Annotated in this window: 7 protein-coding genes; 5 read left to right on the top strand and 2 right to left on the bottom strand. The window is 66.6% G+C overall.

Annotation, left to right across the window (positions count from 1 at the left end):
• Positions 1-10: 10 nt before the first annotated feature.
• A complete protein-coding gene (locus tag KF745_07010; protein MBX3358160.1) occupies positions 11-931 on the bottom strand; it encodes a hypothetical protein in 921 nt (306 codons plus the stop codon).
• A gap of 579 nt (positions 932-1,510) precedes the next feature.
• Between KF745_07010 and KF745_07005 the strand changes: the two genes are divergently transcribed.
• From KF745_07005 to KF745_06995, 3 genes are all read left to right on the top strand, one after another.
• Complete coding sequence (locus KF745_07005) at positions 1,511-11,149, top strand: hypothetical protein (GenBank protein MBX3358159.1); 9,639 nt, start codon at positions 1,511-1,513, stop codon at positions 11,147-11,149.
• Positions 11,150-11,977: 828 nt separating this feature from the next.
• A complete protein-coding gene (locus KF745_07000) occupies positions 11,978-12,526 on the top strand; it encodes a hypothetical protein (GenBank protein ID MBX3358158.1) in 549 nt (182 codons plus the stop codon).
• Positions 12,527-12,545: 19 nt separating this feature from the next.
• Positions 12,546-13,049, top strand: a complete 504-nt coding sequence (locus KF745_06995; GenBank protein ID MBX3358157.1) for an SRPBCC domain-containing protein — start codon at positions 12,546-12,548, stop codon at positions 13,047-13,049.
• Between the two features lie 14 nt (positions 13,050-13,063).
• On the opposite strand, the gene KF745_06990 is transcribed toward KF745_06995, so the two are convergent.
• Positions 13,064-13,852 carry an SDR family oxidoreductase gene (locus KF745_06990; protein MBX3358156.1) on the bottom strand — a complete coding sequence of 263 codons (789 nt, stop codon included), beginning with the start codon at positions 13,850-13,852 and terminating at the stop codon, positions 13,064-13,066.
• 100 nt (positions 13,853-13,952) lie between these two features.
• Between KF745_06990 and KF745_06985 the strand changes: the two genes are divergently transcribed.
• Both KF745_06985 and KF745_06980 read left to right on the top strand, forming a co-directional pair.
• A complete protein-coding gene (locus tag KF745_06985; GenBank protein ID MBX3358155.1) occupies positions 13,953-14,777 on the top strand; it encodes a hypothetical protein in 825 nt (274 codons plus the stop codon).
• Between the two features lie 69 nt (positions 14,778-14,846).
• Entirely contained in the window at positions 14,847-17,036 is a 2,190-nt protein-coding gene (locus KF745_06980) for a 4Fe-4S binding protein (GenBank protein ID MBX3358154.1), read from the top strand.
• Positions 17,037-17,109: the final 73 nt, after the last annotated feature.

Here is a 17,109-nt window from a genome sequence, read left to right as displayed (position 1 = left end):
GCCGGCGGGGCTACTGCGGGGCATCGTCGCCGGGGACGGTCTTGCCCAGGCCGCTCCACTGCACGCCCATGCCGATCGCGGCGGTCACGCCCCAGATCATCAGCCAGGTGGCGCCCTTGAAGCCCGAGATCTGCTCGGTGCCGGGGACCGCGCCGGCGGTCATCAGCCAGACGCCGCTGGAGAGCATCACGCCTGCGCCGATCATGGCCGTTACCGCGCCGCCCGCCCACATGGGCATGGCCAGGCCCATAAGGAAGCCCAGGGCCGAGCCGCCCGCCGCGGCGAGGATCACGTAGAAGCGCCGGTGCTGCGGGACTTCCTCCCACCGCCCGGCGGCCTCGTCCTTGATCGCGCCGACAAACGCGCCGACCTTGCGACCGGCATCGGAGACGGACTCCCTCATGGCGTCGCGGCGAGTTCCGGGCTGCTCATCGCCGAACGAATAGGAGTTGCCGACACTGGCCGAGTCGCGGAGTTCGGTGGCGAGTTGGTTGTACGCCGTGGCGCCGCGGAGGTAGTGGTCGCCCAGGGCCAGCGGTGCCGAGGGGCGATCCGGCTCGCCAGCCAGGGGAAGGAGGACGGCGGTCGCGATCGGGGCCGCGCATCCCAGCACCAGTGCAAACCCGAGTGCCGTCGCGAAGCGGTGGAGGAGCATCCCCGCCAGGCCACCGACGGCCAGCCCGGCGATGGCGCCTCCGACGAGGCCAACCTCATCGCCGAAGGGGGTGAAGGGGATGATGAGGCAGCCGGCGATGCCGCCAACGGCAGCCATGAGGACGATGGTCATTGGGCGCAGCACACGCCGACCGAACAGCCACAGGACAACACCGGCGGCGAGGGCCATGCCGACCGCCGCGTGGGCCGCCCAGGGGAGATCCTGCAGCGCATCGAGCGTGGTGGACATGGCGGTGATGAGCGGATGGCTGGGCACGGCGTGCTCCGCATTCGGCGGTGGAGACGGACCGGGGCCGGTGGCAGACCTCAGATATCTATTCGTAGTTCCGGTGAGGCAGCGTCGGGTTTCACCCCTGTTCCGGCGTCAGACCGGGGGGACTGTAACGGTCGGCGAAGCGCTGGTGTCCGATACCTGAACTGAGTATGGAAGCGGTGCCAGTTGCCAAAACGGCACCCGGAGCGGAACCCAATGGGGCGGTCGCGTCGTATCTGAGGCCAGGCTGGACCCACACAGGAGCCGGGCGACGAGGCTGGCAGGAGCGGCGGACAACCGCTCAGCGGACGATTGCAACAGAACGGTTTGTCGACCCAAGGTCCGGGACGGCACGAACTTGCGATCGGCGAGAACCCGCGATAGGCTGGCCCCGCAGACAGGATCTTTCGACCGCCCATGGACGGGGATCGGCACTGCCGTCCCGTCGCTGAGGCGAGAGTTTCGGCGGCGGCAGGCGCGCCGAGGCACGGTCGAGAGAGCATGCATTTATCGCCCACCGGAAGAAGTGGAGCGGCGCGCAACCGACGTGGTCGGCGCCCTCTAGAACCGAGGTAACGCAGCATGGTCAGCAACACGAAGCGTCGGGGGCTCCCGCTGGTTCGCACCCTTTCGAACCTCTTCAAGCGGAGCCGATCGGCGAACCGACCCGCGCGGGTGGCCGCGGCCGCCGGTCAGTGGTCCTCGATTGCCGATCGCGGCGGGCTCGAGGGTGGGCTCGAGGCGCTCGAACAGCGGACCTTGATGTTCACCATGACTGTCGGCCCGGGTGACAACGTTGATCCGAACACCGGGATTGGCTCGGTGGTGATGCAGTTCGGCTACCTGCTGCCGTATCTGTGGACTCAGATCCCGGAAGAGCAGACGGTCACGCCGCTTGTCGAGGAGTTCGCGGACGAGAACGACCAATGGGCGACCAACAACCCGCCGGTGCCGCCGTCGGGCACGTTCTTCTCCCAGTCTGAAATTCAGATTGCGTACTCGCCGACCGGCGCGTTCGTGCGGCTCGAGGATGGACCAGATGCGGGGCAGCAGGGACAGAACGACCGCGACCTGCGGGTGCAACTGTCGGGTTCGGGCTTTGCATCGTTCTCGTTCTTTGAGGGTGTTCAGAACAACATGCCGCGCCTGCGGCTGACGCAGACCGCGTCGTTCGTAATCGGACCGTCACTCATCGGGAGCGACGGTGGCGGTCTGAATACGGATGCAGCCACGGGGTCCAAGGTTCAGCTGCTCAGGGGCGGCATTGTCGTGCTGGAACTCTCGGGGGCGACGCTCGCCGCGATCGGTACTCCGGTCTTGGGCAATGGTCAGCCGCTGATGAGGTTTGATTTCAACCTGTCCGATGGATTCGACACGGTGCGGTTCTCTTCCGCGCAGCCGCCGCCAGACAACCAGACCTATCAGGACATTTTTCGGATTGATGACATTACGGTTTCGTTCCCTCAAGGCCGGTTTGGGCCGGTCCATGACGCCCGTATTGCTGGCGCGGAAATAGTACTTTCGGGTCCGGTGGGGACCTCGGTCCAGGTGTTTGATGCGTACGGCCGTGACATGGTTGCGACCATCGCCCTTGGGATTCCACAGGGCTCCCAGGTGGCGATCGTCGATCCGACGGATACGGGTGTTCCTCGTTTCAACGACGGTATCGGTCGGATCAACTTCCTGGCGGGAGACTCGCGGTCGAAGCTCACGATGTGGGGCGGCGAGATCACGACGGGTCAGGCGCCGGATGAAGATACTCGGGCCTTTGAGAACGGCTTCCTCTTCAAGCTGCCCGGTTCCGCTGCGGGCTTGCTAGATGATTTCGAGCAGGCCGGCTTCGGCTATGCGCTTACCCAAGGCACGGATACGCCGACTGTGATCGGCCTCCCCGCGGGCAATGCGTCGATTGTCATCGGTAGCCCGTTTGTCAGGAACAATGCGACGACCGCGTCCTACTTGGGCGAACTGGTGGTTCGCGATCAGCAGTTGTTCTCAACGTGGCAGAACTTCCTGAACGGCGCCCAGATCACCGATTCCACGCTGTTCCGCAACCCCAACCAGGGGCTGTTCGCTCCGGCGGGGCTGAACTGGGGCACGGTCAACATCAATGGGATCATGCACGGGCAGATTCAGTTCGGCGGTTCACTGGGGAGGCTGTCGACTGGAGTCCAGCTGGGCAACATCTCCGTGAACGGCGACCTGGGTTCGCTCTTCGTTGCGTCCGACTCGGGGCTGTGGGTGCGGGATGACGTGCCTGACGTGGACGACGTGGTGATCGATCCAGACAGCGGGTTCACCGGTTTTACCAACTCGAACATGACCGTGGGTCGCACGGCCGGCCAGATTACGATTGGCGGTCGAAACGCGATGAACATCACCGTGCTCGGTGATGTCAACAACCCGACTCGTTCCCGTGTGGACTTCCGCGCGTACCAGGAGCGGGAGGTCATCTACACCTTCGCTGATCAGACGGACGCCGATATCCGCGACACCATCGAAGAGTTGATGGACGCCGCGTTCCTGAGTCAGAACCAGTTCAACAGCTTCTTCTTCGGGCTGTTCTTTCCAGAGCAGGCCATGGCGATGGGGCTGGGGCTGTACCGCAACGACACGATCCAAGGCGCCGAGTATGTCGGCAGTCCGAACACTTCGGTGCGGATCGTCGGCACGATGGGCAACCGCGATCCGATTTCGACGAAGCGGGACTCGGCGGACGTCTACGCGTTTTCGGCGACGGCGGGGATTGCGGTTAACGCGGATGTGGTGTTTGACTTCATCGATATCGGGTTCGATGCCAGCCGCGGCTTCGATACGTGGGCGACGGCGCGCATCGTGGACGCTTTCGGCCGGACGGTGTCGTCGCAACAGTACCCGGAGGTGAGCGAGAACAGGCTCGCGGGGAGTTTGAGCCTCGGTATTCGTCTTCAGTTCATGCCGACCACATCGGATGTGTACTACCTGGTCATGAACTCGCCGCAGGACGGGGCGAATCGGCTGGGTTCCAACGAGTACGAGGTCGTGCTCTCGGGCATGGCATCGACCACTCTTGGCGGCGTCACCGTCGGTGCCCGGATGGGGTTCACGCAGACCCCGACCTCGATCATCGTTCAGAGCGGTTCCATGGGGATGCTGCGGGTCGGCGTCGGCTCTGTCGATGGCGCGGGGGCTGATTCGGACCCCTCGGCGATCATCACGACGGCCGACGACATCGCGGACCTGCTGGATCTGCGAGAATCATCGATCGCGGTCGCGGGAAGCCTGCATGCGGTGATCACAGGCGCCGATGTCATGGGCTTCCGCGGTGTCGGCGTGCCGGGTACGCAGTTCTCGATCGGCGGTAATCTCGGCACATTCCGGACCGGGTTCAATCCGCTTGTCGCGGCGGACAGCACCAATGGCGACGTGCTCGATCTGTCGCTGGATGTCAGCGGCTCGATCGGTGAGATCGACATTAGAGGTGCGGTCCGGTTCGATCAGGATCGGGGCCGGTACCCGAGCGCTGATCGCGCCGTCTCGATCCGCACCGGCCTGGCGGGTGGACGTGGCGACATTGGCCGGATCTCGGTCGGCGCCCGGATCCAGGGCGACAACTTCAACGTCACGACCTCGCCCGGCTCCATCATCGACGAGTTCATCGCCGACGAAGCCGGCAGCGGCCTTATCGACGCGGCGACGCCGCGGTTCACGCTCGGCGCCGGTTCGGACCTGCGGTTCGCCTCGTTCACGCAGATCCAGTCGGGCCTCAACCCCGATGTGTTCCGCCCGCTGGTCCCCGGCGCCCCGGTGACGCTGACGGACGACGCCGGCGGCACGGTCACGATCTCCATCGAGAACGGCCTTGCCGGCTCGGTCGGCCAGATCCGCGTGCTTCCGATCAACGGCTCGCAGGGCGTGGCGATCTCCCGCATCGACGTCAACCTGGTCGGCGGCGCCTCGCTGCTGATCCGCGGGACGCAGCAGTCGGGCCGGATCTCCATCGGCCGTATCGTGGTCACGACCGATGGGGGCGCGGCGCTCTCCTCGATCATCATCGATGGCCAGGGCCAGATCGACGTCCGTCGTATCGACCAGACCGGCGGGCGCCTCAACCTGGTGCAGAACCTCACCGCCGGCGGCGACATCGTCATGCTCGACGTTGCGCAGGTGGACCGCGTGCACATCGCCGCGGGCGATCTGGGCCGCACACAGACCGGCGCGCCCGGATCGACGCAGCGGTTGATCGGCTCGTTCCTGGGTATCTCCGGTACCGACAGCGGCGGCGCGGTCGGCGACCCGATCGCCGTGGTGGCCGCAAACCTGAACGCGGCGTGGAACGGCGAGCTCTACTACCCGCTTGATGCCTTTACCTCCGACTTCCCGGACGACGTCGCGCTCGAGGACATCGGCTCCCCGGTGCACCCGCACCTCAACGGGCTGCGCGTCCGCGGCGGGAACGTGACGGCGATCGCCGTCTCGGGCCAGGTGGGCGACGTGATCATCCAGGGCGGCGGCAACCTCGGCACCCTGATCGCCAACGACGACGGCGTCCGGGCCTCGCCCGGCCGGTTCGAGGGCATCGTGGGCGTGATCTACGCGAACGACATCACCCGGATCGACGTCGGCGACGGCGTTGCCTCGGCGGGGAACAGCGCGTTCGCCGCGGCCGGCATCTTCGCGAACGATGACATCATCGAGATCGTCGCAGGGCGGGGCCTGAACCCCGTGATCTCCGGTCCGATCATCGCGGCGAACGCCGCGGCTGATCCGGTTGGCGTATTCAACGGCATCGGCAGCATCCGCATCGAGGGCGGCCGGATCGACGGCGCCTTCATCGGTGCGGCGACGCTCGACTCGTTCTGGTCGTCGGCACGGTTCATCCCGATCACGGCGCACGCGGACGACCGCGAGACGCGCGGCGTGGTGAACGAGATCGCCGCCGTCGGCTCGCCGCTGACGCGGTCGACCATCGTCGGCATCAACATCAACAGCGTGGTGGTAACGGGCGCGAACTACGACGCCACGTCCATCGAGGCGACGGGCGATGTGGGCAACGTGTTCGCGGACAACTTCGTCAACTCGACGCTGCTGGGCGAGCCGCTGGAGTTCCGCCTCAACTCGATCAAGGCCTCGCGGAACATCGCCTTCGTCGCGACCCACAACCGCGCGGGCGACATCTCCGACCTGACTGTGGACGCGGCCAACTCGATCACGCAGGGCGTCACGGCCCGCCGTATCAACCGCCTCGACCTCCACGCGGCGGGCGACGTGCAGGAACTCTCCGCGGTCATCGACATCGCGGCTACTAGCGTCAGCGCAGGCCGCCTCGTGCTCGCCTCGGCTGGGCAGGACATCCGTTCCAGCTCGTTCGACATCGCCGGCCCGATCTTCCAAGTCGTCGCGGGCGCCAACATCACCTCGACGCGGTTCTCCTCCACCGGTCCCGACGGCCGCATCGACCTGATCCAGTCGGTCGGCTACCTCACGGGCGAGATCCGCTCCGAGGGCCCGATCAACACGATTACCTCGCTCACGGCCGATATCGTCGCCAAGGTCTCGACGGTCGGATCCAACGGCACCCTGGCGCTGCTCCGCGCTGCGGGTAACATCCTGGTCGACCTCGACGCCGAGGGGGACGTCAACACGATCCTCGCCGGCGGCCACATCGGCTCCCGCGACTCGACGCCCCAGGCCCGCGCGATCAACGTCCGCGGCAACCTCAACATCATCGAGTCGCAGAATGGCCAGATCTACTCCGACATCAAGGTCGGCAACAACATCACCGGCTACGTCCGCAACGCCGCGGTCGCCTCGGTGCCCGGGTTCGACCTGGTCTCCACCGGCTCGATCCGCGCCTACGGCCGGATCAACTCCATCGAGATCCACGGCGACCTGAACGGGTCGATCATCTCCGAGTCCGGCGGCATCGGGTCCATCCTGATCGTCGACGGGTCCTTCCGCCCGGGGAACCGGATCGAGGCTCGCGCCGGCACGATCAGCTCGTTCGTCATCGTCGGCGGGCACCTGCTGGGCGATATCTACGCCGACGAGGACATCAGCCTGGTCTCGGTCCGCCGCAGCGCGACCTTCTACGGCGACATCGGCGTCAACCCCAACCTCTCGCAGTTCACCCCCGCCGACGCGCTCCGCAACCAGCTCCCGCCCGGCGTGGCACCGATCCCGACCTTCCAGGGTGCCCGCATCGAGGCGGGCCGGAACGTCGGCGTGGTCGAGGTGACGGATGGGTCGTTCTGGGAGTCCGCGATCGTCGCCGGGCACTCGGTCGGCAAGGTCTTCATCCGGGGCGTCATCCTCAACGACAACATCACCCCGGGTCTTGGCGGATCGTTCATCATCGCCGGCGATGCGATCGGCGCGATCGACGTCGGGGCGTACGCCGGCGGCGCGATCATCGCCGCGGGCGTGACCTCACTGGGCGCGGACAACCGGCCCGGCGGCGTCGGAATCAACGCCGACACCGTGCAGTTCGGCCGCATCGGCGACCTGCTGTTCCGCGGCGGAACGGGCGCCGTCACCATCTCCGCCGGCATCAACGCCGGGGCGGACGGGATCTACAACACCGACGATGACTCGGTCGCCGACGGTCTCTCGCTGATCAACTCGGTCACCGTCCACGTGGGCTCGGCGCTCACGTCGGTCTATGCCGATAACGGCATCGGCTTCACCTCGCCGGGCCTGATCCGCGGCGGGCCGGGCCTGCGCCAGGCCAACCCCGGTCGAGTCATCGAGTTCGTCCCCTCGACGGGCCTGATCGCCAACGGCGTCCCCACGCCGTTCGTGATGCCCTCGGGCGAGACGGGCCGGATCACCTTCACCGGCCCGGGCCAGGCGTATTTCGAGCAGACGTTCGACGCCGAAGCCGGGCGCGTCATCGGCCGCCTGGCGATCATCAACTCGACCCTGGCCTCCAGCGTCGTTGTTGACACCGATCAGGGCACGCTCACGGACTTCAAGCTGATCTCCAACGACGGCTCGTCGCTCGGGTTCGCATCGGTCCGGGCGAGCCTCAATGGGGCCTCGTCGTTCTACTTCGACGGCTACGTGCAGTTCGCCGAGTTCGGCTCGCTCAACACCACAGGACTCCTGGGTGCGGGCAACGACTTCGGCACCATCGTGGTGGGCCAGGTCGTCCGCGGCACCATCTTCGGCAACTACGTCAATCAGATCATCATCGGGCTCGATTACGGCATCCGTGGCGACCGCCAGGCGGCGACCATCGATGTCCTTGGCGTCGGCTCGGTGATCATGGCCGGTTCCAACTACGGCCTGATCACCTCGGCGCGTGACATCGGGTCGATCCAGGTCAACGGCAACATCGACACCGCTAACATCCGCGCCGGGCTGAGCCTCGGCTCGGTGCAGGCCAACAACGTCACGGATTCCCGTATCTCCGCCCACACCCGGCTGTCCAGCGCCAGGTTCTTCGGCAACGTGACGGATTCGTCGATCCTCGCCGGGGCCGACCTGGGCTTCGACGGCGAGTACGGCGGCACCGGCACCAACGCCGATATCCTGGATGACGGAAATATCGGGGCGGTCGCGATCAGCGGCAGCTTCATCCGGTCCAGCATCGTCGCGGGCTCGCACCCCGGCCCGGACCGGTTCTTCGGCACGGCGGACGACGTCGGCGACGAGGGCCTCTCCTCGATCGGCTCGGTGGTCGTCGCCGGGCAGGCCGTTGGCTCGCAGCTCAACTCCCAGGCGTTCCGCATCCAGGCCACCGGCGGCACGCTTGGCCCGGTGGTGGTGGGCGGCGTCAACTTCACGGCCAACGGCAATCTCGCCGCGATCGGCGCGACGCCCGAGTCGACGCCGCTGCAGGTGGCCGATCTCCGCGTGGAACTCGAGTCGGGCGTCTACATGGCCCGGATCACCTTCAACCAGGAGATCAACTCGGCCTCGCTGGCCAAGTCGCTCCGGATCTCCGAGGTGCGCAGCAGCGGCAACGTCACCATCGCCCTCGCCGAGGGAACGGACTACATCCTCAGCTACAACGAGGCCGAGCGGACGGCGACCATCGCCTTCTCCGCGGCGATCACCAGCCGCGCCCTCCCCGAGACCCCGGCGCTTCCCGGCCCCGGCGTCTACCGCTTCGAGCTTAACGCGGACACCCTCCGCGGCGAGACGCAGAACCAGTCGCTGGACGGCAACGGCGACGGCTTCGCGGCGGCGGGCGACCACTACTCTCGCGATGCCTTCGTCGGCGATGCCGGCGACAAGCTCTCCTCCAACGTTGCGACCGCCAACGGTACGACCATCAACTTCCGTGCCGCCTCCGACCTGAACCAGGTCCTCGACAACAACTACACCCCGGACGGGTTGCCCGATACCAACACGGTCCTCACGCTCCGCGGCGTCCTCGGCGACCACCCGAACCACGACGTGAACAACTTTGGTCTCGGCGGCGACGCCGACGTGTATAAGGTCACGCTCCTGGCGGGTCAGATCCTCCGCCTCGGCGCCATGCAGGGCGGGGCCCAGTTGGCCACCCGTGCACTCCTCGACGCGAACGGCACGACGATCATGTCGACCTCCAGCGTCACGTCCACCGGCACGGAGACCGCTTCGGTGCTCCGCCTGCCCGTCAACCTGTTGGCGTCCGACGCCCGCAGCATCGAGGATGCCTACCTGATCCTCCAGACCGGCACGTACTACATCCTTGTCACGGCCTCGCCGGCCAGCGTGGATGTCGCGGACAACTCGGACGTGGCGAACGTGACGCCGATCGGCGGAGCGACGGGCACGTACCAGTTCTCAGTCGAGATCTTCGACGACGGCGACACCGGCTTCTCTGCGACCAACAACGCGGGCGACGGCTCGCGGATCGTCCACGCCCCGTCCCCCATCGCCTTCGCGGGCGCCGACGGTGTTCTGAACACCGCCGACGATCTGGGCGCGGTCGCGATCCAGAACTTCGTCTTCCAACTCAACCGCGGGACCGACGGAATCGCCGGGACCGCCGACGATATCGTCTCCGGCTCGAACGGGGCCGGGATCAGCGCCGCCCGCATGGCGGGCGCCGACGGCGTCTTCGGCACCGCCGACGATGCTCTCAGCGAGTCGGTCTCCTCCTCGATCGGCGCCAGCGCCGGCGTCGGCGTCCCGTCGCAGGTCCAGGCCGACGTCGATGTGTACCACCTCAACAACCGCGAGGCCATCCTGCCGGGCACGGTCATCCGCGCCACGCTGGATCTCTCGGAGTTCGGCTCCAATATCGGCCTCACGCAGGATCCAAGGAGCCTCGACCTGCGGGGCGATGTTCAGCTCGCCGTGTTCGATACCTCCGGGTCCATCGGGATCACGGACGCTCTCCTGGTCGCCTCGTCCTCGGATATCGAGGCGGTGGGTGGGCAGCCGGGCCACGTCGTCAGCCGCGGCAGCACGGCCTACGGCTACGACGAGAACGGCAACTTCTTCATCCAGTGGGTCACGTCGGGCCGGCTCGATGTGGCGGGCAACGCCCCGGCGACCTACGCGGTTTACGTCCAGGGCGCCATCCGCTCCGACTACGTGCTGAGCATCAACCAACTCGGAACGGCGACCTCTACACCTGTGGCTCAGAACGTCTTCGTCGAGACCCGCGGCGGCATCATCGACTGGCTCGAGGCCGGCGACCGCCAGACGTCGCTCGCACCGTTCTCCGCCGCGGTCCTCGGGTTCACCGGGTTCATCGGGAACCAGACCGTCAACGACTACATCGTCACCCGCCTGGTTACCAACGTCACCAACGTCTTCCGCAACGCCGGCGTGAACATCCAGCTCTCGACGAACGCGGCGGCCTTCGCTGGTCAGAACTTCTCGACCGTCTTCCTCGCCGGCTCCCAGGCTCCCACGGCGTTCTTCAACAACCGCGAGTTCGGCGCCGCCCAGCATGTCGATCCGTTCAACGCGGACCCGAATGACCAGGCTGTTGTCTTCCTCCCGGCCTTCTCGCAGCTGGTTTCGGGACCCGACCAGGCCGATGTGGACGTGCTGATCCAGGCCCTCACGGCCGCGACCACACGCCGCGTCGCGGAGCTGGTCGGCCTCCGCATGCTCAGCAACGCGGGTCAGGGCGTCGTCATGTCGGCCAACTCGGTGACCAACACGTCGACCACCTACGCGTTCTCTTCGAACAACATCCGCCTGTCCAACAACCACGACACGGTCCGGGGAACGAACTTCTACCTCGGCCACTCGAACGACGTCGCACTGCTCCGCCGGCTGCTGCCGTCGGTCTGAGCGTCCGCACAACGATCATGAGGCCCACGGCTGTCCGAGCTGTGGGCCTTTTTCAATTCTAGAGATTGGGCACGACTGGTATTCACCCTAGGTATTAGCTGTAAGTCCAAGAATTTCACCCTGCTTCGGGCGAGCGTGGGCACACGTGGCAACACACCCCATGGGGCACGGAAAATGCTTGCAAACGTGCGGCAGTGGGGTATCCTGTTCATACTGGTTTCGGGAGAGAGAGAATCCCCCGAAATCTCGACGGCGTTCGGATTCCTTGGGTTTTCCCTTGGATATATCCGGTGCTGGCTGCGTTGAGCGAACGGATTTTGCTCCCGTAGTAACGCTTCGTCCCCGGCATGGCCGGGGATTTGGTTGGCAGTGCGCCAGCCTGGGCGGCATGGTCCTAGTGGCCCTCTCGGGCCTTCATCTTGCTCTCTCTCGCCGGGGTGGCGAAAGCCCCCCGGCGAGTTTTCGTTTTGGCCGATCTGGTGCATTCATTGGGGATAAACCGGAAAACCGGACTGAGTGGTTGACAGCAGCCCGATCGTGATGTACCTTTGCCCCGTGGAGTTCCTTCTTGGCGTTGTGAGAGGCGCCAGGGCAGGGACGACTCAACGACAACGTCTTGAGAGAGACGATCCAACCGCCGGCGGGCAGCCGACGGTTGGGTTGTTTTTGGACCAATACAGTTTTGGCCTGTCCCCCGTCCGATGGTTGTGATAGGCCTGACTGGACCCCTCAATCCCCCCTTGAATCCATCAGCCCCGCATGGCGTGGCGCGGTATAACCGTTCAGTGCCCGAGGCGGTCGCCGCGGGCTGTTGAACAGGAGCAAGCCATGAAACGGACCATCCTCTCTCTGGCGGTGATCTCGGCGGCGGCGATCGGGCTCGGCATGGGGGAACCCGACAAGCAGGCCAACAAGGCTCCGACTCGTCTCGACAGCATGAAGAAGCTCGCGGGTACGTGGGAGACCGACGATGCGGACAAGGACGGGAAGCCGGACGGCGTCTGCGTCTTCCGGGTGTCCTCGGCTGGGAGCGCGATCGTGGAGACGATGTTCCCCGGCACGAACCACGAGATGACCAACATGTACGTTATGGACGGCCCGGACATGCTCGTGACGCACTACTGCGCCGGTGGGAACCAGCCGCGGATGAAGTGCGCTGAGCAGAAAGACCCGAAGGTGTTCGCGTTCACGTTCATGGACGGCACCAACCTGGACCCCGCAAAGGGCAACTACATGGGCGGTCTGACGATCACCATGGTCGACGACGACACGATCACCGAGGAGTGGACGTCCTTCCAGAACGGCAAGGAAAGCCCGGACAAGACGATCTTCCACCTGAAGCGATCGAAGGCGAACGCGGGCGCTGGCACCAAGTAGCCGCCGACGGGAGAACCGAGTGGCCAGGCAGGCGACGCCGCGTGCCCGCGTCGAGGCGTGCGGCGCGGTGACCATCGAGATTGATGTCGCGATCGCGGCGGACGCCGACCGGGTGTGGCGTGCGCTGGTCGACGAGACCGGCAAATGGTGGCACCGCGACTTCTACACCAGCCCGTTGGCCCGCGGCTTCCGGATCGAGGCCAAGATCGGCGGCCGGATGTACGAGGATTGGGGCGGGTCGTCGGGCGCTGTGTGGGGCACTGTCGTGGTGTTCGACGAGGGCCGGGTGCTGGAGTTTGCCGGTCACCTGACCCCGTCGTTCGGGGGTCCGGCAACGACCATGGTCCGGATCGAGTTGCTGCCGGGGGAGCGGGGGTGCACGCTGAGGCTCCGCGACGGGGTCTTCGGGAGAGTCGACGAAGGGACCGCCGCGTCGCTGGAGAACGGGTGGCGGATGCTCTTCGGCGACGAGGGGCTCAAGGGGTATGTGGAGAAGGGCGAGCGGAAGGTGCGTGATCGGTGATGGCGCGGCGCTAGCTACAGCGTTCCGAGCCGTCCGCCGTCCACCGGCAGGTTGATGCCGTTGATGTACGCCGCCGCCGGGGTTGCCAGGAACGCCGCGGCGGCCGCGATCTCCTCCGGCCGTCCCAGCCGCCCTGCCGGGATAGTTGCGATCGCCTCCTTGGTGACCGCATCGAGGGGCTTCCCGGTCTTGGCCGCGCGGCTCTTGAACAGTTCAGTCAGCCTTGCGGTGTCGGTAAACCCGGGCAGGATGTTGTTGACGGTGATGCCAAACGGGCCCAGCTCGTTGGCCAGCGTCTTGGCCCAGGAGGCCACGGCGGCGCGGATCGTGTTCGACACGCCCAGGTTCGGGATCGGGGCCTTCACACTGGTTGAGATGATGTTCAGGATCCGCCCGAACGTGGCCGCCTTCATCCCCGGCACGAGGGCCTGCAGCAGGATCTGGTTGCAGACAATGTGGGCGGAGAACGCGGCGAGGTAGGCCTCGGTGGAGGCATCGAGGGCGGGTCCGCCGGGCGGGCCGCCGGTGTTGTTGATCAGGATGTGGCAGGGGTCGGAGCCCTCCGCCGCGGAGGCCGCCGCGACCTTGACCGTCTCGGGGCTTGAGAAGTCGGCGACGAGGAAGTCGTGCTTCTGGGAGGCGGGGGTGGGCAGTTCCGCGGTGACGGTGCGCAGGCGGTCGGCGTCACGAGCCAGGAGGGTGACGCGGCACCCGAGCAGGGCCAGTTCCTGGGCGCAGGCCCGGCCGATCCCCTGGGTGGAGCCGCAGACCAAAGCACGCTTTCCGACGAGATTGGTGTTCATCGCAGGAGAGGATACCTCGGCCCCCGCCGGGCCGCTCCGGCGTGTCGAGGGGCCGGCACGCGGCGCCGCGTGCACCCCAGGCGGCGGGTAGAGTGTGACCATGACAACCGAAGGCGACAAGGTGACCTACGGCTCGTACCTGCGTGTTCCGCAACTGCTGGAGCTGCAGCGAGAGCGGTCGCAGCCGGCCCATCACGATGAACTGCTGTTCATCCTGTCCCACCAGGTGTACGAGCTGTGGTTCAAGCAGATCCTGCACGAGTTCGGCGCGATCTGCGACTGGCTCGACCAGGACCAGGCGCTGCGGGCGAGCCAGTTGCTGCACCGTGTGCACCGCGTGCAGCACCTGCTGATCGAGCAGATCCCGCTGCTGGAGACGATGTTCTCGGTGGAGTTCGCCAAGTTCCGCTCGAACCTGGGAACCGCGAGCGGGTTCCAGAGCGTGCAGTTCCGCAAGATCGAGTTCCTGTGCGGCGCGAAGAACCCGAAGATGCTCGCGTTGGCGGGGGACGATCCGGCGATCCGGTCCGACCTTGAGGCGGCGCTTCGGGCGCCGACGATCTACGACCACTTTCTGAGGCACATCCACCGGGCCGGGTTCACGATCCCCCAGTCCGTGCTGGATCGCGACACCTCGCAGCCGCACGAGGCAAGCAAGGAGGTCGTGGCGAGCCTGACGCGCCTGTACCGCGAGTCGGAGGCGCACTTCCCCCAGTTCTTCCTTGCGGAACACCTGCTGCAGATGGAGGAGCTGTTCTCCATCTGGCGGTTCCACCACGTCAAGATGGTGGAGCGCATGATCGGCGGGATGATGGGCACGGGCGGGTCGTCGGGGGCGAAATACCTGGCGAGCACGCTGGCAATCCGGTTTTTCCCGGAGATCTGGATGGTCCGGGACGAGGTGGGAGGCGGCTACGGCGGGTAGGGGACGGCCGATAGCGAGATCCCAGGCACGCTCCGGCCCGTACCGTATGGTGTCGAGAATGACGGATTCATGGGTCAAGCGTCCAACCAACAACACGATGCTGGAGTCTGCGAATCCAAGCGCGGCGTGGTGATGTCGCTGCCCGTGGTGCAGAGCATGCACGTGGGCGGGCACGGCACGAAGATCCGCCGGTCCAGGGCGTCGTGGTGGCGGGCCGGCGCGCTGATCCTGCTCAACGTGCTGATGGCGGCCCACATTATCGTGTGGTGGCTCTCGGGGATGAGCGACGGGGTGCGGGAGACGATCTCCCCGATCGAGCCGAGCGAGTCGATGTACACCATCGAGACGGGCGCGATCAACGCCGGGTTCATCTTCTTCGTCTCGGCCATTGTCGCGACGCTGGTCTTCGGGCGGTACGTCTGCGGGTGGGGGTGCCACATCGTGGCGCTGCAGGACCTGTGCTCGTGGATGATGGAGAAGGTCGGCCTCCGGCCGCGGGCGTGGCGGTCGCGGCTGCTGATGCTGGCGCCCCTGGTGCTCGCGATGTACATGTTCGTCTGGCCCACCTTCCGGCGGCTGGTCCTGCGCGACCTGATCGTGGGGCGAGATCACTGGGCCTCGTTCGCCCCCTGGATCGGCGAGGCGCACGACTTCCCGGGGTGGTCGAGCGGGCTGATCGTCGAGGACTTCTGGAAGACCTTCCCGCCGTGGTATGTCGCGATCCCCTTCCTGTTTGTGTGCGGGTTCGCGATCGTGTATTTCCTGGGCTCCAAGGGGTTCTGCACGTACGGCTGTCCGTACGGCGGCTTCTTCGCGCCCGCCGACCTTGTCGCGCCGGGGAAGATCCGCGTCACGGACGCGTGCGAGGGGTGCGGGCACTGCACGGCGGTGTGCACCAGCAACGTGCGCGTGCACGAGGAGGTCCGCGACTTTGGGATGGTCGTGGACCCTGGGTGCATGAAGTGCATGGACTGCGTCAGCGTCTGCCCCAACGACGCGCTGTACTTCGGTTTTGGCGCGCCGACCGTCATGGCCAGACCCCGCGACGAAGCCGCGACGAAACGGCTGGCCGCGAAGAAGGCCAACCCGCGCCAGTGGGACACGACGCGCCGCGAGGACATTGTCTTCGGCCTCGTGTTCCTGCTGTTGTTCTTCGGGTTCCGGCAGATGTTCAACATGGTGCCGCTGCTCATGGCGATGGGGCTCGCGGGCATCGGGACCTACCTCGCGTGGACGCTCTGGCGGCTTCTGAGGCTGGACAATGTGCGCCTGCACTCGTGGCAACTCAAGTACAAGGGGAGCCTGGCGCGGGCCGGGGTCGTGTTCGTGCTGATCGCGGTCGTGTTTCTGGGCGCGGGGGCGTGGGGCGGGGCGGTCCGCGCGAGTCTCTTCGCGGCGGGCCTCAAAGGCCTGGAAGTTGAACAAGCGGGGATCGGCGCAGCGGAGGCCATGGCGCCGGGCTTCAAGGCGCCGGAGGACGTGAAGCGAAGCGCCGCAAAGGCCCTGGCGCTCTACCGCCGGGCGGATGCGCCCGACGCCGGCGGCTGGGGGTGGCGGCTGGGGCCCGACGACCTGCTCAAGACGGCCTACCTGGAGCTGATCGCCGGGCGGAAGGACCGCGCCGAGCGCGACCTGCTCCGCATCATGCAGCACGGGCGACCGACCGACGTCCTCGTGAGCGAGCTCGGATCATTGATGCGATCGCGCGGCGCCAGCGAGGCCGAGGTGACTGGCGTCTTCGAGTCGACGCTCGCCGCGCAGCCGCAACTCAACGGGCTGAGAGCCGCGCTGGCGACCAACTACGCCCGCAGCGGCCGGGTCGATGACGCCGTGCGGCTGTATGACGAGGCGATCGTTCTGCGGCCCGGGGATCCGGTGACGAAGAAGGACGCCGGCATGCTGCTGGCGCAGGTGGGGCAGCGGGAACGCGGCATCGCGCTGCTGGACGAGGCGGCCGCGCTCGCGTACGGGCACCGGTTCCGACGGAGCGCGGAGACGCTGCGTCAGATCTCCCGCGCCCTGGGGCTCGTGGGCGAGACGGACAAGTCCAGGAAGGCCCTGTCTCACGCGATCGACATCGCGCTCGCGGAGGCCGAGCGGTCCCCCCGCAACCCCGAACTGGCGGCGCAGGTGGGCACGCTGTACGCCGAGGCTGGCGATGCGGAGAAGGCCGGCCAGTGGACCTCGCGAGCGCAAGAGTTGCTGGCGGAGTGGCCGAGGAACGCCCCGTCTTCGACGCGGCCGCCCGCCGAGCACTGAGCGGCAGGGCCGATAACGCAACTTCGTACGTCCCATCACGCTTATCTCGCTCCGGGCTGAACTCTTACCGGTC

This window comes from Phycisphaeraceae bacterium (genome assembly GCA_019636655.1).
In the GTDB taxonomy this organism is placed as follows: Bacteria; Planctomycetota; Phycisphaerae; order Phycisphaerales; family UBA1924; genus JAHBXB01.
Note: the sequence above shows the minus strand (reverse complement) of the source record. Positions and strands in the feature narration are given on the sequence as shown.

What these genes read in the sequence shown, in the direction of transcription:
- KF745_07005 (MBX3358159.1), top strand. Translation starts at nt 1,511, where the DNA reads ATGGTCAGCAACACGAAGCGTCGGGGGCTCCCGCTGGTTCGCACCCTT.
- KF745_07000 (MBX3358158.1), top strand. Translation starts at nt 11,978, where the DNA reads ATGAAACGGACCATCCTCTCTCTGGCGGTGATCTCGGCGGCGGCGATC.
- KF745_06990 (MBX3358156.1), bottom strand. Translation starts at nt 13,852, where the DNA reads ATGAACACCAATCTCGTCGGAAAGCGTGCTTTGGTCTGCGGCTCCACC.
- KF745_06985 (MBX3358155.1), top strand. Translation starts at nt 13,953, where the DNA reads ATGACAACCGAAGGCGACAAGGTGACCTACGGCTCGTACCTGCGTGTT.
- KF745_06980 (MBX3358154.1), top strand. Translation starts at nt 14,847, where the DNA reads ATGGGTCAAGCGTCCAACCAACAACACGATGCTGGAGTCTGCGAATCC.